The 17,895-nt window shown below is 71.6% G+C and carries 18 protein-coding genes; 3 read left to right on the top strand and 15 right to left on the bottom strand.

Annotated elements, in window-relative coordinates; translation table 11 throughout:
• Nucleotides 1–101: 101 nt before the first annotated feature.
• The 12 genes from ABH920_RS13910 to ABH920_RS13855 all read right to left on the bottom strand — a co-directional run bounded on the left by ABH920_RS13910 (nucleotide 102) and on the right by ABH920_RS13855 (nucleotide 12,853).
• A complete protein-coding gene (locus ABH920_RS13910; protein WP_370349358.1) occupies nucleotides 102–725 on the bottom strand; it encodes a DUF3180 domain-containing protein in 624 nt (207 codons plus the stop codon).
• Nucleotides 726–1,080: 355 nt separating this feature from the next.
• The gene (gene folK, locus ABH920_RS13905; protein ID WP_370349357.1) at nucleotides 1,081–1,635 is read right to left on the bottom strand and encodes a 2-amino-4-hydroxy-6-hydroxymethyldihydropteridine diphosphokinase; all 555 of its coding nucleotides are present in this window, start codon (nucleotides 1,633–1,635) and stop codon (nucleotides 1,081–1,083) included.
• A complete protein-coding gene (folB, locus tag ABH920_RS13900) occupies nucleotides 1,632–2,063 on the bottom strand; it encodes a dihydroneopterin aldolase (RefSeq protein ID WP_370349356.1) in 432 nt (143 codons plus the stop codon). Before folB ends, folK begins: the two co-directional genes overlap by 4 nt.
• A gap of 110 nt (nucleotides 2,064–2,173) precedes the next feature.
• Nucleotides 2,174–2,809, bottom strand: a complete 636-nt coding sequence (locus tag ABH920_RS13895; RefSeq protein ID WP_370349355.1) for a nuclear transport factor 2 family protein — start codon at nucleotides 2,807–2,809, stop codon at nucleotides 2,174–2,176.
• Nucleotides 2,806–3,687, bottom strand: a complete 882-nt coding sequence (gene folP / locus ABH920_RS13890) for a dihydropteroate synthase (RefSeq protein WP_370349354.1) — start codon at nucleotides 3,685–3,687, stop codon at nucleotides 2,806–2,808. The genes ABH920_RS13895 and folP overlap by 4 nt, the downstream gene beginning before the upstream one ends.
• A 9-nt stretch (nucleotides 3,688–3,696) precedes the next feature.
• Complete coding sequence (locus tag ABH920_RS13885; protein ID WP_370349353.1) at nucleotides 3,697–6,072, bottom strand: phosphatidylglycerol lysyltransferase domain-containing protein; 2,376 nt, start codon at nucleotides 6,070–6,072, stop codon at nucleotides 3,697–3,699.
• A complete protein-coding gene (folE, locus tag ABH920_RS13880) occupies nucleotides 6,069–6,665 on the bottom strand; it encodes a GTP cyclohydrolase I FolE (RefSeq protein ID WP_194911332.1) in 597 nt (198 codons plus the stop codon). Before folE ends, ABH920_RS13885 begins: the two co-directional genes overlap by 4 nt.
• 101 nt (nucleotides 6,666–6,766) lie before the next feature.
• Entirely contained in the window at nucleotides 6,767–8,785 is a 2,019-nt protein-coding gene (gene ftsH / locus ABH920_RS13875; RefSeq protein WP_370349352.1) for an ATP-dependent zinc metalloprotease FtsH, read from the bottom strand.
• A 167-nt stretch (nucleotides 8,786–8,952) separates the two neighbouring features.
• Complete coding sequence (hpt, locus tag ABH920_RS13870) at nucleotides 8,953–9,507, bottom strand: hypoxanthine phosphoribosyltransferase (protein WP_370349351.1); 555 nt, start codon at nucleotides 9,505–9,507, stop codon at nucleotides 8,953–8,955.
• 24 nt (nucleotides 9,508–9,531) lie between these two features.
• The gene (gene tilS / locus ABH920_RS13865; protein ID WP_370349350.1) at nucleotides 9,532–10,608 is read right to left on the bottom strand and encodes a tRNA lysidine(34) synthetase TilS; all 1,077 of its coding nucleotides are present in this window, start codon (nucleotides 10,606–10,608) and stop codon (nucleotides 9,532–9,534) included.
• Nucleotides 10,609–10,828: 220 nt separating this feature from the next.
• Complete coding sequence (locus ABH920_RS13860; protein WP_370349349.1) at nucleotides 10,829–11,884, bottom strand: zinc-dependent metalloprotease; 1,056 nt, start codon at nucleotides 11,882–11,884, stop codon at nucleotides 10,829–10,831.
• Between the two features lie 72 nt (nucleotides 11,885–11,956).
• Nucleotides 11,957–12,853 carry a polysaccharide deacetylase family protein gene (locus ABH920_RS13855; protein WP_370349348.1) on the bottom strand — a complete coding sequence of 299 codons (897 nt, stop codon included), beginning with the start codon at nucleotides 12,851–12,853 and terminating at the stop codon, nucleotides 11,957–11,959.
• Between the two features lie 64 nt (nucleotides 12,854–12,917).
• Between ABH920_RS13855 and ABH920_RS13850 the strand changes: the two genes are divergently transcribed.
• Nucleotides 12,918–13,310 carry a MerR family transcriptional regulator gene (locus ABH920_RS13850; RefSeq protein WP_370349347.1) on the top strand — a complete coding sequence of 131 codons (393 nt, stop codon included), beginning with the start codon at nucleotides 12,918–12,920 and terminating at the stop codon, nucleotides 13,308–13,310.
• A gap of 21 nt (nucleotides 13,311–13,331) precedes the next feature.
• On the opposite strand, the gene def is transcribed toward ABH920_RS13850, so the two are convergent.
• Nucleotides 13,332–13,982, bottom strand: a complete 651-nt coding sequence (gene def / locus ABH920_RS13845) for a peptide deformylase (protein WP_370349346.1) — start codon at nucleotides 13,980–13,982, stop codon at nucleotides 13,332–13,334.
• Between the two features lie 56 nt (nucleotides 13,983–14,038).
• Between def and ABH920_RS13840 the strand changes: the two genes are divergently transcribed.
• A complete protein-coding gene (locus tag ABH920_RS13840; RefSeq protein ID WP_370349345.1) occupies nucleotides 14,039–14,590 on the top strand; it encodes a helix-turn-helix domain-containing protein in 552 nt (183 codons plus the stop codon).
• 576 nt (nucleotides 14,591–15,166) lie between these two features.
• Here ABH920_RS13840 and dacB read toward each other — a convergent pair.
• Entirely contained in the window at nucleotides 15,167–16,708 is a 1,542-nt protein-coding gene (gene dacB / locus ABH920_RS13835) for a D-alanyl-D-alanine carboxypeptidase/D-alanyl-D-alanine-endopeptidase (RefSeq protein ID WP_370349344.1), read from the bottom strand.
• 95 nt (nucleotides 16,709–16,803) lie between these two features.
• On the opposite strand from dacB, the gene ABH920_RS13830 reads away from it, so the two are divergent.
• Complete coding sequence (locus tag ABH920_RS13830; RefSeq protein WP_194916482.1) at nucleotides 16,804–17,313, top strand: inorganic diphosphatase; 510 nt, start codon at nucleotides 16,804–16,806, stop codon at nucleotides 17,311–17,313.
• 254 nt (nucleotides 17,314–17,567) lie between these two features.
• Here the strand turns inward: ABH920_RS13830 and ABH920_RS13825 are convergent, their stop codons facing one another.
• Nucleotides 17,568–17,885: a hypothetical protein gene (locus ABH920_RS13825; RefSeq protein WP_370349343.1), complete on the bottom strand. Its 318-nt coding sequence runs from the start codon at nucleotides 17,883–17,885 to the stop codon at nucleotides 17,568–17,570.
• Between the last annotated feature and the right edge of the window lie 10 nt (nucleotides 17,886–17,895).

The raw sequence follows: 17,895 nt of genomic DNA, 5'->3' as shown, positions 1-17,895 counted from the left end.
CTGGCTGCGGCGTCGCACGGACAAGCGAAACGTACGAGCGATACCGGGCACGCGGATATCAAGATCTTGCAAATGAACAGGGTTCGGACAAAGGTGACGAATCAAGAACCTGAATGGTTCGATTCCCGACGGACCGGAAACGTCCCGTCCGGACGGTTGCGCACCGGACGCGTCGGTGTGGCCGCCTTCGTCTTGTTCCCGTTGTGCGGGACGCCGTCGTCCGGGCCGCTCGGGGGCACCCGCAGGACGTACTCCAGGAACAGCGCCGCCGCGACGAGCGCCAGGCCGCACAGCACCGTGATGCCGCAGACGATCGCGCGGCTGCGGAAGACGTCGACGTCGAGCTTGCCGAGCAGGAACACCCCGTAGCCGGCGTAGACGCCGGAGACGATCGCCCCGACCATCGACGAGGCCTTCGCGAACATCACCGCGCGGGCGGCCTGCAGCGGGTCCAGCGGCTTGGGCGCGCGCTGCCCGGGCAGGATCGGCGGGGACGGCTCCCCGTCGAGGACCCGCTGCACCGCCTCGCGCTGCGCCTTCAGGCGCGCGCGGAAGGCCAGCGCGGTGGCCAGGATGATGACGGCCAGGATCGCCGGGGTCAGCGGGGCGGAAGCCGGGACGCCGGGCGGGGTGCCGTAGTGCGCCCAGAGCTGGACACCGCCGTAGGACAGGGCGCCGATCACCAGGAACGTGGCCGCGAGTGCCAGGGGACGTGTGGGCTTCACAGGGTCCACGGTACGCGGACCGGGGCGAAGGAGGCGAGCCGCTGCGCCCCTGGCGATACGCGGCGCCTTCGCGGGCCGCGCCGAGCCCGGCCCGAGCGTGCCCCGGGGCCGGCCCGAACTGCCGGACGACACGCTGACCAGCGGCGGAACCGGAGGTGAAGGACAACCGAACCGGGGGCGGAAACCCGCTCCGTCGGACGGTCGGCGGACGGTCGGCGGACGGTCGCCGGACAGCCGCGAACCAGCGGAACGTGGCGGAAATCCCACGATCGGCGCGACCGGGTCCCCGCCGCGCCCCGGCGGGAATCCGCGGGAATCGGCGGGAATCCGCGAGAATCCAGCAGGAACCCGCCGCCTACGGCTGCATCAGCTCCAGATCGTCCCGGCGCGCCGCCCCCTGCGCTGCGGCCCCGCCGAGCGCGGCCAGCAGCTGCGCGACCGGCCCGGCGCCGATCAGCACGTCCTCGGGCCGCGCGTCGTGCCACGGCGCCAGCACGAACGCGCGCTGCGCGGCCCGCGGGTGCGGCAGCGTCAGCTCCGGATCGTCCTGGACCAGCTCGTCGAACTGCACGATGTCGATGTCGATCGTCCGCGCGCCCCAGTGCACCTCGCGGGTGCGGCCCAGGGCCTCCTCGATGGCCTGCGTCCGCATCAGGAGCATGTCCGGCGGCAGCGCCGAGGTCACACCGAGTACCGCGTTCAGGTAGTCGTCCTGCGGCTCGGCGCCCTCGGCCAGCAGCGGGGCGGTCTCGTAGACCGGGGACAGCCAGTCCACGGTCATCGACGGGGTGTCGGCCAGCGAGTCCACCGCCGACTGCAGGTTGGCCAGCCGGTCCCCGAGGTTGCCGCCGATCGCCAGGACCGCGGTGTGCAGGCGGATACCGCCCTCGCCGGTCGTCGTCTCGCTCATATCGCCGACCCGCCGTTCTCCGGCGGCCGCGGCTTCGCGCCCGCCAGGTCGTCCCGCGTCCGCACCACGGTCACCGTGACGTCCTCGAACGGCACCGTGATCGGCGCGTCCGGCTTGTGCAGCGTGACCTCGACCTCTTCCACGAGCGGGTACTCCAGGCAGGCCGCCGCCATCCGGGCCGCCAGCGTCTCGATCAGGTTCACCGGCTCGCCCTCGATCAGGGCCACGATGCGCTCGGCGACCTCGCCGTAGTTGACCGTGTCGGCCAGGGCGTCGGTGGCGGCCGCACGGCTGGTGTCCAAGCCCAGCGTGACGTCCACCATGAACGTCTGGCCCTTCTCCCGCTCGCGCTCGAAGACCCCGTGGTGGCCGCGCCCGCGCAGCCCGTGGACGGTCACCCGGTCGAGCCGCTTCGTGTGAGTAGACATCATGACGAACATACCGGGGCCTGCTCGGCGCCGCCGTCCCGGGATCGCCCGAATACCGCGCACCACCGGGTGCGCGACCATGATCGCCCAGGCTGACCTGCGCGGGCGGGCTACTCCTCGACGCTCTCCATGACCGCCGACGCGTGGTGCATCCACAGCCGCCAGCCGTCGTCGGTCCGGCGGAAGATGTTGATCGTCGTGGCCCGGCCGCCGGCGATGAACCCCGGGTCCTCCTCGGAGGAGCCGGCCGACATGTCGGTGATGATGTTCTCGGTCAGGCTGACCACCGCGATCCGGTCCACCACGTCGATCCGCACGTCGGTGAGGAAGAACTGGAGGAACGGCGTGTTCGCGCAGACCACCGCCCACGAGCGCAGCACGTCCTCGCGCCCGAACACCGGGGCCCAGCCCGGGTGCACGCACTGCACCGAGGCCTCGAACGGCCCGGCCAGCCAGATCGCGCCCAGCCGGTCCAGGTCGCCGGCCTCGGCCGCGGCGTAGAACTCCTCGTTGGCCTCGGTGATCGCCTCGATGTCCGCGGTCACCTGCGGCGGCGGACCGCCCGGGCCGGCCGCGAAGGTGCCGAACTCCTCCTCGAACTCGACGAAGTCGCCGAAGCCGTCCCCGTCGCGGCCGTCCCCGTCACCGCCGTTACCGCCATTACCACCGTCACCGCCGTCGCGGCGGTCCCGGTCCGGGCCCTCGGCGGCGTCGCCGGGCCCGCCGGCGCTGCCCCCGGCGCTCATCGCGCGGCCGCCAGCGCCGAGGCCACCCGGACCGCGTCCAGCGAGCCCAGCGCGTCGTGCGCGCGCACGCCCCAGGCCCCGGCGGCGGCGACCAGCGCGGACACCGCGACGGTCGCCGAGTCCCGGCCGTGCGGGGGCCGGATCCCGCCGGCCTCGTCGGCCAGCAGCCGGCCCAGGAAGTTCTTGCGGGAAGCGGCGATCAGCAGCGGCCTGCCGAGCGACTCCAGCTTCTCCAGATGGGCCAGCAGGGCCCAGTTGTGGTCGGCGTTCTTCGCGAAGCCGAGGCCGGGATCCAGGATCACCTGGTCCTCGGCGATGCCGGCCGCCAGGGCCGCGTCGTAGCGCGCCTGGAGTTCCTCTATGACGTCCTTCACCACGTCGCCGTACACCGCGCGGGTCTGCATGTCAGTGCTGTGCCCACGCCAGTGCATCAAGATGTACGGCACGCCGGTTTCGGCCACGAGCGGGAACATCTCCGGGTCGGCCAGGCCCCCGGAGACGTCGTTGACGACCACCGCGCCGGCGTCCAGGGCGGCCGCCGCGGTCGAGGCGCGCATGGTGTCCACCGACACCCGCACGCCGGCCGCGGCCAGCTGCTCGATCACCGGCAGGACCCGGTCCAGCTCCTGCTCGGCGGTGACCCGGGCGGCGCCCGGCCGGGTGGACTCCCCGCCGACGTCGACCACGTCCACGCCGTGCCGGTGCAGCCGCAGGCCGTGCGCCACGGCCTTGGCGGTGTCGCCGTCGGCGTAGTACTCGCCGCCGTCGGAGAAGGAGTCGGGCGTCACGTTCACCACGCCGAAGACGGCGCAGCGTCCGAATTCCGGCAGACCGCGCACGGTCTGGCTGCGGTTGAGGGGCCGGCCCTGCGCGTTCATGGTGAAAGCCTAGCCGTTCGCCGCCTTCTGTCCTCCCGGCCCGCGAAGGGCCACTTCGGGCTCGACGCGCGAGCGCTTCGCGGTCTGCTCGTCCTTGTTCTGCGCGGGGTTCCGCACCGGGTTCTTCTCGGCGTGCTTCTCGTCGATCCCGGCGCCGGCGCCGGCGTCCTCGCCCTCGGGGCCCTTGCCTTCGGGACCCTTGTGCTCGGGGCACTCGGCGTCGCCGTCGACGTCGTCCAGCTCGCGCTCGTCCCGGTCCTTCTTCGACCAGGGCAGGCCCGGCGGGACGATGAAGCCCTCGGCCTCGGCGTAGGCCAGGCCCACGCGCGGGATGTCGCGGGTGTTCTTGAACGCCACGTACCGCGGCACCCACTCGGGCTGGAACTTCGAGTTGAACTTGTACAGCGACTCGATCTGGTACCAGCGCGAGAAGAACACCAGCGTGGAGCGCCACATCCGGGTGATCGGGCCGGCGCCGAGCTTCTCGCCGCGCTCCAGCGCCGAGCGGAACACCGCGAAGTTCAGCGAGGCCCGCTCGATGCCCAGGCCCTTGGCCGCCTGCATGGCCTTGACGATCAGCAGCTCGTTCAGGCCGGGCTCGGCCTCCCGGTCGCGCACCATCAGGTCCAGGCTCATGCCGTCGGTGCCCCAGGGCACGAAGTTGATCAGGGCCCGCACCTCGCGGTCCTTGGTCGCGGTGGCCACCACGCACTCGCCGTCGGCCGGGTCCCCGAACCGGTCCGGGCCCAGCGCCATGGAGAAGCTGCCGCGCTCGCTGGAGCCGCGCCAGGCCTCGATGCCGGTCTTGATCAGCTCGACCTCCGAGCGCGGGATGTCCTTGAGCCGGCGCACCTGGCACTCGTAGCCCTGCCGCTCGACCCGGTTCACCATCTGCCGCACGTTGCGCATCGCGCGGCCTTCCAGGCTGAACTTGTCGGTGTAGCAGATGGCCTCGTCGCCCAGTTCCAGCGCGTCCAGGTCGGCCTCGCGGCACCACACCTCGCCGCCGGTCTCCGAACAGCCGACCACGGCCACCACCCAGGCGTGCCGGTCGGCCTCCTCCACGTAGACCTTGATCGCGCCGGGCCAGGCCTCGGGGTCGCCGATCGGGTCGCCGGAGGCCAGCATCACGCCGGAGACCACGCGGTAGGTGATCGCGGCCTTGCCCGAGGGCGACCAGATCACCGACTTGTCGCGGTGGGTGGCGAAGTAGGCCAGCGAGTCCCGGCGGCCCTGCTTGGCGATCAGCTCGCGCAGCCGCTCGTCGTCCTCGGCGGACTGCCGGGCGATCGGCTCGGCCGGGCGCAGCACCAGGTAGGCCACGATCAGCGCGGTCATCAGGCCCAGCCCGCCGAGCAGCGCGGCGACCAGGTCGTCGGTGGAGCCGCGCTTGAAGTGGACCGGCCCCTCGATGCCGATCAGGCCCAGGGCCACGTGCTGCAGCCGGGCGAAAGCACTCGGGTCGCCGTCGATGTGCTTGCTCTGCCAGTACATCAGGGCCATGCCGGAGGCGAAGGAGAACGCCGCCAACAGGACGAAGGCCCGCAGCGCCCGCCAGCGCGTGTAGGGGTCGCCGAGGGCGTAGAACTCCTTGCGATAGACCAGCAGCAGGACCAGCAGCAGGACCGTCAGGACGATCTGCACGCCCAGGTAGTGCGTGGGCGCGTCGTGGTCCTCGCCGCGCAGCGAGCGGACCGTGTGGAACACCACGACTGTGACCAGCAGTACCACCGCGACCCACCACGCGCGCTTCTTGCGGCGCTTGAGCGCGTGCGCGATCAGCACCAGCAGCACGCCGGACATCAGCGTGGCCGCGGCGGCCAGGTTCTGCACCTCGGTGGGCACGTGCACGCTCAGCGAGTGCACCCGCGAGTGCCGGAAGCCCGGCGAGATGGCCGAGGCGATGTTGCCGAAGCCGGCCAGGTACGTGATGTAGGCGACGAGCCGCGGCACCCACTTGCGGTGCTGGGGCGGCTGCGCCGCCGCCGCGTCGGTCGGGGGCGGCGCGGTATTGGAGGTCATGGCTTTGGCCCGAGTCATGTTGGAGGGACGTTCGAGGGCACCGTGCGGGTTGTCACCGGTGTTGCCGGCCACATCCGCGGACATGGCGGACCCGACCCGATTGTGCCCCGCGCCGGTGCTCGCGGGGGCATCCTTCGGGAAATCACCGCCGGAGCCCGCAAGTACTGTGTCCGCACTCCGGCGCTTACCCGTCCCGGAGGACTTGACGCGCGGCCCCGGGATCCCGCCGGTGGGGCCGCAGACGTCCGTACCGTCGGTGGGGCCGGCGGAACGATCGGTGCGGGTGGGGGGCTGGGGGCAGTCGGGATCCGTCCCGGAAGCTGAGCGGGCCACGATCGCGGTCTGGACGGGACGCTCGCTCACCGGCCCAGGATCAGGCTCATCGCCTCGGCGCGGCTGGCCGGGGCGAGCAGCTGCCCCCGCACCGCTGACGTCACGGTCTTCGCGCCCGGCTTCCGGATCCCTCGCATCGACATGCACAGGTGTTCGCACTCCACAACGACGATGACCCCGCGCGGTTCCAGGATACGCACCAGCGCGTCGGCGATCTGCGTCGTCAGGCGCTCCTGGACCTGGGGCCGCTTGGCGTAGACGTCGACCAGCCGGGCCAGCTTGGACAGGCCCGTGATGCGTCCGTCCACCGAGGGAATGTACCCCACGTGGGCCACTCCGTGGAACGGCACGAGGTGGTGCTCGCAGGTGCTGTAGAGCTCGATGTCCCGGACCAGCACCATCTCGTCGTGGCCGAGGTCGAAGGTCGTGGTGAGCACGTCCTCGGGCCCCTGGTGCAGGCCGGCGAACATCTCGCGGTAGGCGCGGGCGACCCGCGCCGGGGTCTCCTTCAGGCCGTCGCGGTCCGGGTTCTCCCCGACGGCTATCAGGAGTTCGCGTACCGCGCGCTCGGCGCGCTCGGCGTCGTAGCCGGCGACCGCGCGGCCCAGGTCCGGCGCGGCCAGCTCGGGCTGGCCCGCCAGGCTGACGCGGGCGATGCCGCTCCCCTGACCCTGCTGGGCCTGGGGAGCGGCACCGCCGCCGTGGTTCGAGGTGTTGCTCTCGCTCACTGTTCGGGCACCGTGTCCGTCCGACCGATGATGCTGTCGGTCACCGTTCCGTTGGCCGCCGAGCGGGCCGCCTCCAGCTCGCGCGGCGTCTGCACCGGCGGGCGGGACTGCAGGGTGCGGCGCGAGGAGCCGATCCAGGCCGGGCGCTGCGGGCGCTTGACCACCGAGGCGAAGATCGTGGCGATCTGCTCCTTGTTCAGCGTCTCCTTCTCCAGCAGCTCCAGGACCAGCTGGTCCAGCACGTCGCGGTACTCGACCAGGACCTCCCAGGCCTCGTCGTGCGCACCCTCGATGAGCCGCTTGACCTCCTCGTCGACGATCGAGGCGATCTCCTCGGAGTAGTCGCGCTGGTGGCCCATGTCGCGGCCCAGGAAGACCTCGCCGGAGTCCTTGCCGAACTTGATCGGGCCCAGGCGCTCGGTCATGCCGTACTGGGTCACCATCGCGCGGGCGATGTTGGTGGCCTTCTCGATGTCGTTGCTGGCGCCGGTGGTCGGGTCGTGGAAGACCAGCTCCTCCGCGGTGCGCCCGCCCATCGCGTAGGCCAGGTTGTCCAGCATCTCGTTGCGCGTGGTCGAGTACTTGTCCTCGTCCGGCAGCGTCATGGTGTAGCCCAGGGCCCGGCCGCGGGACAGGATCGTCACCTTGTGCACCGGGTCCACGTTCGGCATCGCGTGCGCCACCAGGGCGTGGCCGCCCTCGTGGTAGGCGGTGACCTTGCGCTCCTTGTCGCTCATCAGGCGGGTGCGCTTCTGCGGGCCGGCGACCACGCGGTCCACGGCCTCGTCCAGCGCCAGGTTGTCGATGAGCTTCTTGTCCGCGCGCGCGGTCAGCAGCGCCGCCTCGTTCAGCACGTTGGCCAGGTCGGCACCGGTGAACCCGGGCGTCCGCTTGGCCAGCGAGTCCAGGTCCACGCCCTGCGCCAGCGGCTTGCCCTTGCTGTGCACCTCGAGGATCTTCTTGCGGCCCTGCAGGTCCGGGGCCTCGACCGCGATCTGCCGGTCGAAGCGGCCCGGGCGCAGCAGCGCCGGGTCCAGGATGTCCGGGCGGTTGGTCGCGGCGATCAGGATCACGCCGCCCTTGACGTCGAAGCCGTCCATCTCGACCAGCAGCTGGTTCAGCGTCTGCTCGCGCTCGTCGTGGCCGCCGCCCAGGCCCGCACCGCGGTGCCGGCCCACGGCGTCGATCTCGTCGACGAACACGATCGCCGGCGCGTTGGCCTTCGCCTGCTCGAACAGGTCGCGGACGCGGGAGGCGCCGACACCGACGAACATCTCGACGAAGTCCGAACCGGAGATCGAGAAGAACGGGACGCCGGCCTCGCCGGCCACCGCGCGCGCCAGCAGCGTCTTACCGGTTCCGGGCGGGCCGTAGAGCAGCACGCCCTTGGGGATCTTGGCGCCGATGGCCTGGAACTTCGCCGGAGCCTCCAGGAACTCCTTGACCTCCTGCAGCTCCTCCACGGCCTCGTCCGCGCCGGCCACGTCGGCGAAGGTGGTCTTCGGCGTGTCCTTGCTGACCAGCTTGGCCTTGGACTTCCCGAAGTTCATCACCCGGGAGCCGCCGCCCTGCATCTGGTTCATCAGGAACAGGAAGACCAGGGCGATCAGGACGAAGGGCAGCAGCGTGATCAGGATGCCGACGATGGCGTTCTGCCTGGCCAGCGAGACGTTGTAGCCGTCCTTGAGGCCGCCGGCCTGCTGGGAGGTGTTCAGGGCGGTGGCGATGTCGTTGCCCTGCTGGTCGTTCAGGTAGGTGGCCTTCAGGTCGGTGGCGCCGCCCTGGGACTGCGCGGCCGCGCTGTTCGGGTCGACCTTGACCTCGATCGAGGTACTGGAGCCGCCGACCAGCTTGGCCGAGACAACCTCGTTCTTGTGAATTGCGTCCAGGATGACGGAGGTGTCCACGGATTTGGGGCCGCCGGCCGAGGAGACCAGCTGCATGACCGCGAGGACCGCCACGACGGCCAGGACGACCCAGATCACTGGGCCTCGGAAGTAACGCTTGACGTCCATCGATCCTCTACGACTCGTGCTAGCGGTTCACGGCGGGGGGCATGTGGGGTGCATCTCGGTGTGTTAGTTCATGATGCCTAACGACCGTACGCGGTCACTGCGTTCCCGCGCGAGGTACCCGATGAACCCACACTGGTCCCAACGTGGCTTACCGGAGTGTCATTCCGCTACGAACTGTATACGTGCGGCGCGAGCGTCCCGATGAAGGGCAGTCCGCGGAAGCGCTGCGCGTAGTCCAGGCCGTAGCCGACGACGAACTCGTTCGGGATGTCGAATCCGACGTACTTCACGTCGATGGCCACCTTGGCGGCGTCGGGCTTGCGCAGCAGCGTGACCACCTCCAGCGAGGCCGGACGGCGCGAGCGCAGGTTCGACAGCAGCCAGGACAGCGTCAGCCCGGAGTCGATGATGTCCTCGACCACCAGCACGTGCCGGTCCTGGATGTCGGCGCCCAGGTCCTTCAGGATCCGCACCACGCCCGAGGACTTGGTGCCGGCTCCATAGGAGGAGATGGCCATCCAGTCCATCTCGGAGTCCCTGTGGAGTTCGCGGATCAGGTCGGCCATCACCACCAGGGCACCGTTGAGCACCCCGACCAGCAGGATGTCCTTGCCCTCGTAGTCGGCCTCGATCGCCCGCGCGAGCGCGGCCAGCTTGGCCTTGATCTCGTCGGCGGGGATGAGGACCTTCTCCAGGTCCTGGCCCATGTCCTTGTCGTCCACGCTGCGGTCCCGTCGTGCGTCGCGTTAAGCCGGCATCAACAATCCGGCCGGGGCGGGGTCCTCCGCCGGTTGGCCGGGATCGTTCCGGTCCGCGCCCCCACGGCGCAGTGCACCGGATCTCTCGAAGGCCAGCTTTCCATACCGGCGGGCCACTGCGACCGCGCTGGGCAGGTGCAACGGCCCCTGGCCGCGCCAGTCGGTGAGCAGCCGGTCCAGCTCCTCGATGTGCACCGCGGCCAGGTCGGACCCGGGACAACCTGCCCGGAGCGCGGAAAGCCGCAGCACCCTGCGGCGCACCGCGGTGGGCAGGCCGGACAGTTCGGAGACGTCGAGGTAGTGGGACAGATCACAGTCACCGAAGGGCTCGACCAGTCGTTCGAACTCCCGGGCGGCCCACGCGTCGAGCGCCTCGGTGTCCTCGCGCAGCATCTTCGCGGTCCGGGCCAGGGCTTCCGGTATCCCCGGACCGAGCGCGGCGGACAGCGCCGGGATGGCGGCGTGCCGGACCCGCGAGCGGGTGTAGGCCGGGTCGGCGTTGTGCGGGTCGTCCCAGGGCTCGAAGCCCTCGCACCGCGCGGCGGCCACGGTGGTGGCGCGCGGCAGGTCCAGGAAGGGGCGCGCGTAGCGGCCGCTGACCGCCGGCATCCCGGCCAGGCTGCGCGCGCCGGAGCCCCGGGCCAGCCCGAGCAGCACGGTCTCGGCCTGGTCGTCGCGGGTGTGGCCGAGCAGGACGGTGGCCGCTCCCAGCCGCTCGGCGGCGGCGTCCAGCGCGCCGTAGCGCGCGACCCGGGCCGCGGCCTCGGGCCCGCCTCGGCCGTCGACGCGCACCGACAGGCTCTCGACCGGGTCGAAGCCCAGGCCCGCCAGGAAGCGCACGACGCGCTCGGCCTGCGCGGCCGAGCCCTCCTGCAGGTTGTGGTCGACGGTCAGGCCGCCGAAGCGCAGGGACAGCCGGGGCGCGACGAACGCGGTGGCGCAGGCCAGCGCGATCGAGTCGGCGCCGCCGGAGCAGGCGACCAGGACCAGGCCGCCGGGGGGCTGGTCGGCGAGGGCTTTGCGGACTGCCAGGCGTATCGCGGCGACGGCGGGGGCGGGACCCATGGTGGTACTCCTTCGGACGTGCGAGGCCCGGGACTTTTCTTCCTGGGCATCTTTCCCGGCGCAACGAGCGGGCCCGGCTCAGGTCGCGGCGACACTCCGCAGGACCACCCTTACGGCGTGGCGGCCCGGGTCGCGCCTGTGGATTTTCTGCCTTTTCGGCATTTTCCTCGGCGTTTCCCCGGGCGCCTTCCGCATCGCTCCCCTAGGGTCGCACGCGCGCCTAGGGCCGCACGCGCGCCAGCCAGGCCGCCGGATCGTTGATCTCGCTGCGGGTCGGCAGCGTGTTCGGCGAGGTCCACACCCGGTTGAAGCCGGACATCCCGGCCTGCTCGACCACGGCGGCCACGAAGCGCGAGCCGTCCCGGTACTGCCGGATCTTGGCGTCCATGCCGATCACCCGCCGCACGACCGCGTCGACCCGGCTGGCGCCCCTGGCCCGCCGCTGCCCGAACTTGCGGCGGATGTCGGCCACGCTGGGCACCACCCGCGGCCCGACGCCGTCCATCACGAAGTCGGCGTGCCCCTCCAGCAGCGACATCACCGCGACCATCCGGTCCAGCACCGCCACCTGCTGCGGGGTCTGCACAAGCTCGGTGATCGGGCGCCGCTCGCCGGTCTCGCGCCGCTTCTGCCCGGCCTCGCGGAGCCGCTTGGCCAGCGCCCCGGGGTCGGTGTCCATCCCGGCGATGAAGGACTCGATCTCGCCGAGGATGTGCGCCCGCAGCCACGGCACCGCGGCGAACTGCGTGCGGTGCGTCTCCTCGTGCAGGCACACCCACAGCCGGAAGTCGTCCGGCTTGACCTGCAGCTCCCGCTCGACGCTGACGATGTTCGGGGCGACCAGCAGGAGCCGGCCCGGCTCCTGGAAGATCTCGTACTGCCCGAGGATCCGGTGCGAGAGGTAGGCCAGCAGGGTGCCCAGCTCCAGCGCGGTGGCCTTGGGCCCGAGCGCCGCCAGCCCGGACGGCGGCACGCCCTCGCGCTTCTCGTTCAGCTTGCGCGCCAGCGGCTCGGTGACGATCTTGAAGCCCTCGGCGTTGGCCCGGATCCAGCCGGGCCGGTCCACCACCAGCACCTGCGGCTCGGTCAGGATCGTGCCCTGGTTCGCCAGGCCGGTGAACCCGGCCACGTGCTCCCGCGACTCGGCGGCGTACCGGCGCAGGTCGGCCACGGTGGCGGCGGCCTCGGCCGCGGAGGTCGGGGGGCCCGGGCGGACCAGGCGCTGGGCCGTCGCCACCGCAAGTTGCCAGTCGACCAGCTGCGCTCTCGCCGTCATGGGTCTCAGGCTACGTGGCGGGAGCGGTGAAACCTAGATCGGATCGCGCCCGGATCGGCCGTTCGACGCCCGTCAGGGGCGCGGATCCGAGGCCCCGGCCTGCCCCGTCGCCGCCAGGTAGTGGTCGGCGATCGCGTCGGAGGTGGTGGTCCAGACGGCGGGATGGCGCACCACGTACTCCAGCGCCTCGTCGAGGTAGCGCGCCCGGAACGCCTGGCCGGTGACGAAGGGGTGCAGCGCGAGCGCCATGACGCGCCCGGAGCCGTCGGCGGCGTCCTCGGCCAGCTGGTCGACCTGGTCCTTGACCATCTGGACGAAGTCCGGCCCGGTCAGGCCCTTGCTGACGAAGATCCCGATGTCGTTGAGCTCCACCGAGTACGGCAGGCTGAGCAGGCCGGGGACGGTCGTCGGGTAGGGCTGGTCGTCGTTGGTCCAGTCCAGGACGTAGCCGACGCCCTCGGCGGCCAGCAGCTCGGGGGTGTTGAAGGTCTCGATCAGCCCCGGGCCCATCCACCCGCGCGGTTTGACACCGGTGGCCTGCTCGATGGTGCGCAGGACCTCGCGGATCCGGCGCTGTTCGACGTCGCGCTCCAGGCCGGTGAACAGGTGGCTGTTGCTGGCGCCGTGGCCGAGCCAGGACCAGCCGCGCTGGACGCCGGCCTCGATGATTTGGGGATAGCGCGCGGCGACGTCGGAGTTCAGCAGGGCACTGGCTTTGATGCCGTGCTTGTCGAGCAGCTTGACCTGCCGCCAGACGCCGACGCGCGGGCCGTAGTCACGCCAGCCGTGGTTGAGGCTGTCAGGGGTCAGCGACGTGGTGCCCTCGTAGGTCGCGGTCCCGGGGAGGTCGACGTAGAAGTGTTCGATGTTGAGGCCGACGTAGAAGGCGACCCGCTTGCCTCCGGGCCAGCTCAGCGGCTCGCGCTCGGTGATGGGACGGTAGTCGTAGAGGTCGGTGTCCTGGCTCATGCGACCATGGTCGAACCTTCACACGGATGTGAGGGTCAAACGACGACCGTGTGAGGTGGGTCACATGCGCATCGGCGAACTGGCACAACGCACCGACACCAGCCCCCGCCTGCTCCGCTACTACGAGGAGCAGGGCCTGATCCGCGTGCAGCGCTGCGCGAACGGCTACCGCGACTACGACGAGGCGCTGGTGGACCAGGTCGCGCACATCAGGGGACTGCTGGACGCGGGGCTGTCGACGCGGATCATCAAGCAGATCCTGCCCTGCCTGAACGAGCCGAGCGAGATCCATTTCGCGGACGCCACGCCGGAGATCATCGCGACCCTGGAGGGTCACCGCGACCGGCTCGCGGAGCGGGTGGCGCTGCTGACGCGGAACCATGACGCGATCGCGGCTTATGTGGGGGCGTTGAAGCAGTGCGCTTTGGGGGTGGAGCGGGAGGGGGCGGGGGTTTAGGCGGTCACAGATCGCGGGTCACTAGTCGCCGGTCACAGTTCGTTGACGCAGCTTGGCGGCTCGCATCTCGCGCCTTTCGAACACCCCTTCACGCCGGTCCTCCATCTGCCGCAGGGCGTCTTTGCGGTTCCGCTTGGAGAGCCGGTCGAGGTAGACGGTGCCCGCCAGGTGGTCGGTCTCGTGCTGCAGGCACCGGGCGAAGTAGTCGTCGCCCGCGATGACCAGCGGCGCGCCGTCCTTGTCGAAGCCCCGCACGACGGCGTGCGCGGTCCGTGGCACCACCGCGCTCGCGCCCGGGACCGACAGGCAGCCCTCGACGTCCTCGACGAGCCGCCTGCCCGCGGGGCCGGGCACATCCAGGACGGGATTCGCGATGTGGCCGACGTGCCGTCCGCCGAGACCGTCCAGGCAGTCGAACACGAACAGCCGCAGATCCACGCCGACCTGATTCGCGGCCAGGCCGGCCCCCTCGGCGATGTGCATCGCCAGGAACATGTCGTCGATCAGCGCGGCCAACTCCGGAGTCCCGAACTCGGCCGCCGCCACCTCCCGGCACGGCGTGCGCAGAATCTCCTCCCCGACCTCGGTGATCCGCCGCATCGACCCACGCCCCACCTCCGGCGGCCCCGTCGGGTACGTCCCGACGGGGCGGCCCTGCACCCACACGTTCATCGCAGTCGTCCTCCCACGGCTTGCCCCAGGCTTTGCAAAGTACCAAACTTTGCAAAGTGAACGACGTGAACGCCGACCTCCGCACCCACGCGGTCCGCTCCGCCCTGCTGGAACTGCTGGCCGAGGTCGGAACCGTCACCGCCACCGAAGCCGCCACCCGCCTGGGGCACAGCTCAGGCCTCTGCTCGTTCCACCTCCGGCAACTCGAACGCCACGGCCTCATCGAGGAGGCACCGCACACCGGAGGCCGAGCCCGCCCCTGGCGCCTGAGGCAAAACCCGGCCGCCACCACCGACTCCGCCCCAACCCCCGACGAGCAGTTCGGCGCCCTGGCCCGCGGTCTGGAGGACGAAAGCTGGCAGCGCTGGCTCCGCCTCCGCGACCAGGCACCCGCCGACCTGCCGCGCGAAGAGGCCTTCAGCACGGTCGCCTACCTGACGGCCGAGGAGATGACCCAGGTCGCGCGCACGATCCAGCAGCTCCTGGCGCGCTACCAGGACCGCGAACAACGGCCACTGGCACGCCCGGAGGGTGCGCTGCCGGTCGCGCTGATCACGCGCTTGTTCCCGCTGCTGCCCGACGCGCCGAACGAGGCAGGCCACGGCTGAGGACGATCGCACCAATCGCGGTCACCATCGCCACCATCACCGACAGCTGATTCGCGGTACAGCGCCCGACCAAGCGGCGCCCGCTTGTCGCATATTCGCCACCGCTACGACTAAGCGGCCGGCGCTCGCGCCAGCCACCGCCGCCGGACCCCCGCCGCCCGACCCAGCACCGCCGCCCTGCACCGGCTGCCTCTTTCAGGTCGAGCTGCCCGCGAGTCGGCGCGCCGCCCGACTTCCGCACGCAGCACGCTGCTTGCCCACTCGTTTGCCGCAGCGCCACCACCTGCCCGGCCGCCACGCCCGCCGCCGCTTTCGAGCCGAGCCGCACCACCTACCCGGCCACCGCGCCCCCGCACCCGCATCCGCATCCGGCCAGCGCTGTCGGTCCACCGCCGCGCGCGCCGCAGCAGCAGCATTCGGGGCCCGGTCCGCCGCCGCTTTCGAGCCGAGCCACACCACCTACCCGGCCGCCGCCCCCGCCCCCGCACCCGGCCAGCGCTGTCGGTCCACCGCCGCGCGCGCCGCAGCGGCATTCGGGGCCTGGTCCGCCGCCGCTTTCGAGCCGAGCCGCACCGCCTACCCGGCCGACGCGCCCCCGCACCCGCAGCCCGCAAGCGCCGTCGCCAGCCGGTCCACCGCCGCGCGCGCCGCGGCGGCATCCGGGGCCTGGTCCGCCATCAGGGCGAACACCAGCAGTTGCCCCGAGTTGTCGCGGACCAGCCCGGCCAGCGTCACCACGCCGGTCAGCGAGCCCGTCTTGGCTCGCACCAGGCCGGCTCCGGCCAGGGAGGGCGGGGTCGTGTAGCGGCCGTCCTCGGCCAGGGTGCCGGTGAAGCCCGCGACCGGGAGCCCGGTCAGGGCCGCGCGCAGGTCCGGGTGGTTGTCCGCGGCCGCTGTCGACAGGACTTTGACCAGGAACTCCGGGGCGATGCGGTCGTCGCGGGACAGGCCGCTGCCGTCCAGGACGTTCAGGCCCGCCAGGTTCAGGCCCAGTTTGGCCAGCTGGTCGCGTACCGCCGCGACGCCGCCCTGGAACGTCGCCGGCTTCCCGTCGGCCAGCGCCACGTGCCGCAGCAGCGCCTCCGCCAGGTCGTTGTCCGACACCGTCAGCATGTGCTCGACCAGGTCCGCCAGTCGTGGCGACGTGACGCGCGCCAGCTCCGACGCGGCCGCCGTGCCCGAACCGCCCGCAGCCGCCGAAGGCTTCCCCACCACCTGCACCCCGTGCGCCGCCAACCGTCCGGCGAAGTCCAGCGCCGCCACGGCGGCCGGGTCCGTCACCCGCGGGCTCAGGTCGTCCGCGGCCTTCGCCCGCCCCTCGTCGACCATCAGCCCGACCACCGGCGCCACGTTCCCGTCGGTGTAGCCCGCCGACCACGTCGGGTTGAGGCCCGGGCCGCCGAAAACCGACGCGTCGTAGCCCAGTGTGACCGAATTCACGCCCTTGGCTTGAAGGGCCGCCGCGGTCCGTGCCGCGAGGTCGTCCAGCGACGCCGGCTGGTATCCCGGGTCCGAGGAAGGGCCCTGCGTCGACAGCGTCGGGTCACCCCCTCCGACCAGCACGATCGACGCCGTCCCGGCCGTTCCCGAGCCCGAGTTCGGGCCCTGCAGCACCCGCGTCGCGAACTGGTCGTCCGGCCCCAGCGCCGCCAGCGCGGCGACTGCCGTCACCACCTTGTTCGTCGACGCCGGCGCGAAGCCGTCGGCGGCGTGCTGATCGAACAACAGCGCGTCCGAGGCCGGGTCGGCGACCGCGATCCCGACGTGTTTGCCGAGTCCCGGCGCCAGCGTCAGCGGGCTCAGCGCGTCGGCGAGTTCGGCCGCCGTCAGTGCGCCGCCGGGCTTGTCACCTGCGAGAACGGGGAGCAGCGCGGCCCCGGCCGGGACGTGCGTGGGTCCGGCGGAGCGGGTGGAGGGGGCCGGCGAGGAGGGGGCGAGCGAGTCCTGCGACGCCTGCGCGACCGGCTTCTCGGCCACCGGCGAGCGCCCCCTGCGTTCGCTCACGCGTTGCCCGCCGGACCACGGACCGGCCGCCCACACGCAGCCCGCGGCCAGTACGATCCCGAGCGCGGCTGACACAATGGCGGTCGGCAGCGTTCCCGGCACCTGTCTTGCCACTCAGGTCACTCCTTGATCTCGCGAACTCTGTCGTCACCGCCTGTCTGGGCGACACTAGTAGCAGCACCTGAAAGCGCGGAAACGAGGAAAGACCAATGGAGTTCGACGTTCTCATCGAGATCCCCAAGGGCCAGCGCAACAAGTACGAGGTCGACCACAAGACCGGCCGCATACGGCTGGACCGCATGCTTTTCACCTCGATGGTCTACCCGACCGACTACGGCTTCATCGAGGACACGCTGTCCCTGGACGGCGACCCCCTGGACGCCATGGTCCTGCTCGACGAGCCCACGTTCCCGGGCTGCCTGATCCGCTGCCGCGCGATCGGCATGCTGAACATGGCCGACGAGGCCGGCGGCGACGACAAGATCCTCTGCGTCCCGGCCACCGACCCGCGCTTCGAGCACCTGCGTGACTACCACCACATCTCCGAGTTCGAGCGCCAGGAGATCCAGCACTTCTTCACCAGCTACAAGGACCTGGAGCCGGGCAAGGAGGTCCACCACGCCGAGTGGCAGAACCGCGCCCAGGCCGAGACCGAGATCCAGCGCTCCTACAAGCGGTTCGAGGACCTGCCGGAAGAGGAGAAGGTCCACCACCTGTAGTCAGGCGGTGGCGCCGGCCATACGGTGCCACCCGCCGGCCCCCGGCCCGGACCGGCACGGTGGACAACTCGGTGGAGAACGTCAAGGCCCCCGGCGGGAGCAGATCCCGCCGGGGGCTTTCGCGTTCCGGGGCGTCGCCGCGCCAGGCCGTACCGCCACGGCCCCCCTCGGCCGCGACGCCCCGGAACGCCTTCGAGATGGCTCAGCGCGCAACCTCAGCGCGCGACCTCACCATGCGACGTCAGCGCCCGACCTCAGCGCTCGTCCAGCACCAGACCGTTCACCGCCACGTTCCCCTCGACCATCGACATCGCCGCGAACGCCTCCGGCGTGTGCGGCAGGTCAGCCAGGGCGCGCCCCATCTGCTCAGCGCTCTCCCAGACCCACACGTCCGAGTAGCTGCCGTCCTCCAACCGGCTCAGCCGGGTCGCGGCCAGCGCCGGGTGCTTCGCCCGCACCGCGTCGATGACGGCCGCGCGCCGGACGCTGAACTCGTCGAACTTCTCGGGGCTGACGCGGTAGTGGTGGGTACGGATCGCGGTCGTGGTCGTGGTCGTGGTCGTGCTAGTCATGTCGGGCTCC

The sequence above is a fragment of the Catenulispora sp. EB89 genome, assembly GCF_041261445.1.
GTDB lineage: Bacteria > Actinomycetota > Actinomycetes > Streptomycetales > Catenulisporaceae > Catenulispora.
The sequence above is the reverse complement of the archived record's forward strand: the minus strand, read 5'-3'. Positions and strand labels throughout refer to the sequence as shown.

Excerpts from the sequence above, each read along its gene's own strand:
- folK (WP_370349357.1), bottom strand. The coding sequence starts at position 1,635 with ATGAGCGAGACGACGACCGGCGAGGGCGGTATCCGCCTGCACACCGCG.
- folB (WP_370349356.1), bottom strand. The coding sequence starts at position 2,063 with ATGTCTACTCACACGAAGCGGCTCGACCGGGTGACCGTCCACGGGCTG.
- ABH920_RS13895 (WP_370349355.1), bottom strand. The coding sequence starts at position 2,809 with ATGAGCGCCGGGGGCAGCGCCGGCGGGCCCGGCGACGCCGCCGAGGGC.
- folP (WP_370349354.1), bottom strand. The coding sequence starts at position 3,687 with ATGAACGCGCAGGGCCGGCCCCTCAACCGCAGCCAGACCGTGCGCGGT.
- ftsH (WP_370349352.1), bottom strand. The coding sequence starts at position 8,785 with ATGGACGTCAAGCGTTACTTCCGAGGCCCAGTGATCTGGGTCGTCCTG.
- tilS (WP_370349350.1), bottom strand. The coding sequence starts at position 10,608 with ATGGGTCCCGCCCCCGCCGTCGCCGCGATACGCCTGGCAGTCCGCAAA.
- ABH920_RS13860 (WP_370349349.1), bottom strand. The coding sequence starts at position 11,884 with ATGACGGCGAGAGCGCAGCTGGTCGACTGGCAACTTGCGGTGGCGACG.
- ABH920_RS13855 (WP_370349348.1), bottom strand. The coding sequence starts at position 12,853 with ATGAGCCAGGACACCGACCTCTACGACTACCGTCCCATCACCGAGCGC.
- ABH920_RS13850 (WP_370349347.1), top strand. The coding sequence starts at position 12,918 with ATGCGCATCGGCGAACTGGCACAACGCACCGACACCAGCCCCCGCCTG.
- def (WP_370349346.1), bottom strand. The coding sequence starts at position 13,982 with ATGAACGTGTGGGTGCAGGGCCGCCCCGTCGGGACGTACCCGACGGGG.
- ABH920_RS13830 (WP_194916482.1), top strand. The coding sequence starts at position 16,804 with ATGGAGTTCGACGTTCTCATCGAGATCCCCAAGGGCCAGCGCAACAAG.
- ABH920_RS13825 (WP_370349343.1), bottom strand. The coding sequence starts at position 17,885 with ATGACTAGCACGACCACGACCACGACCACGACCGCGATCCGTACCCAC.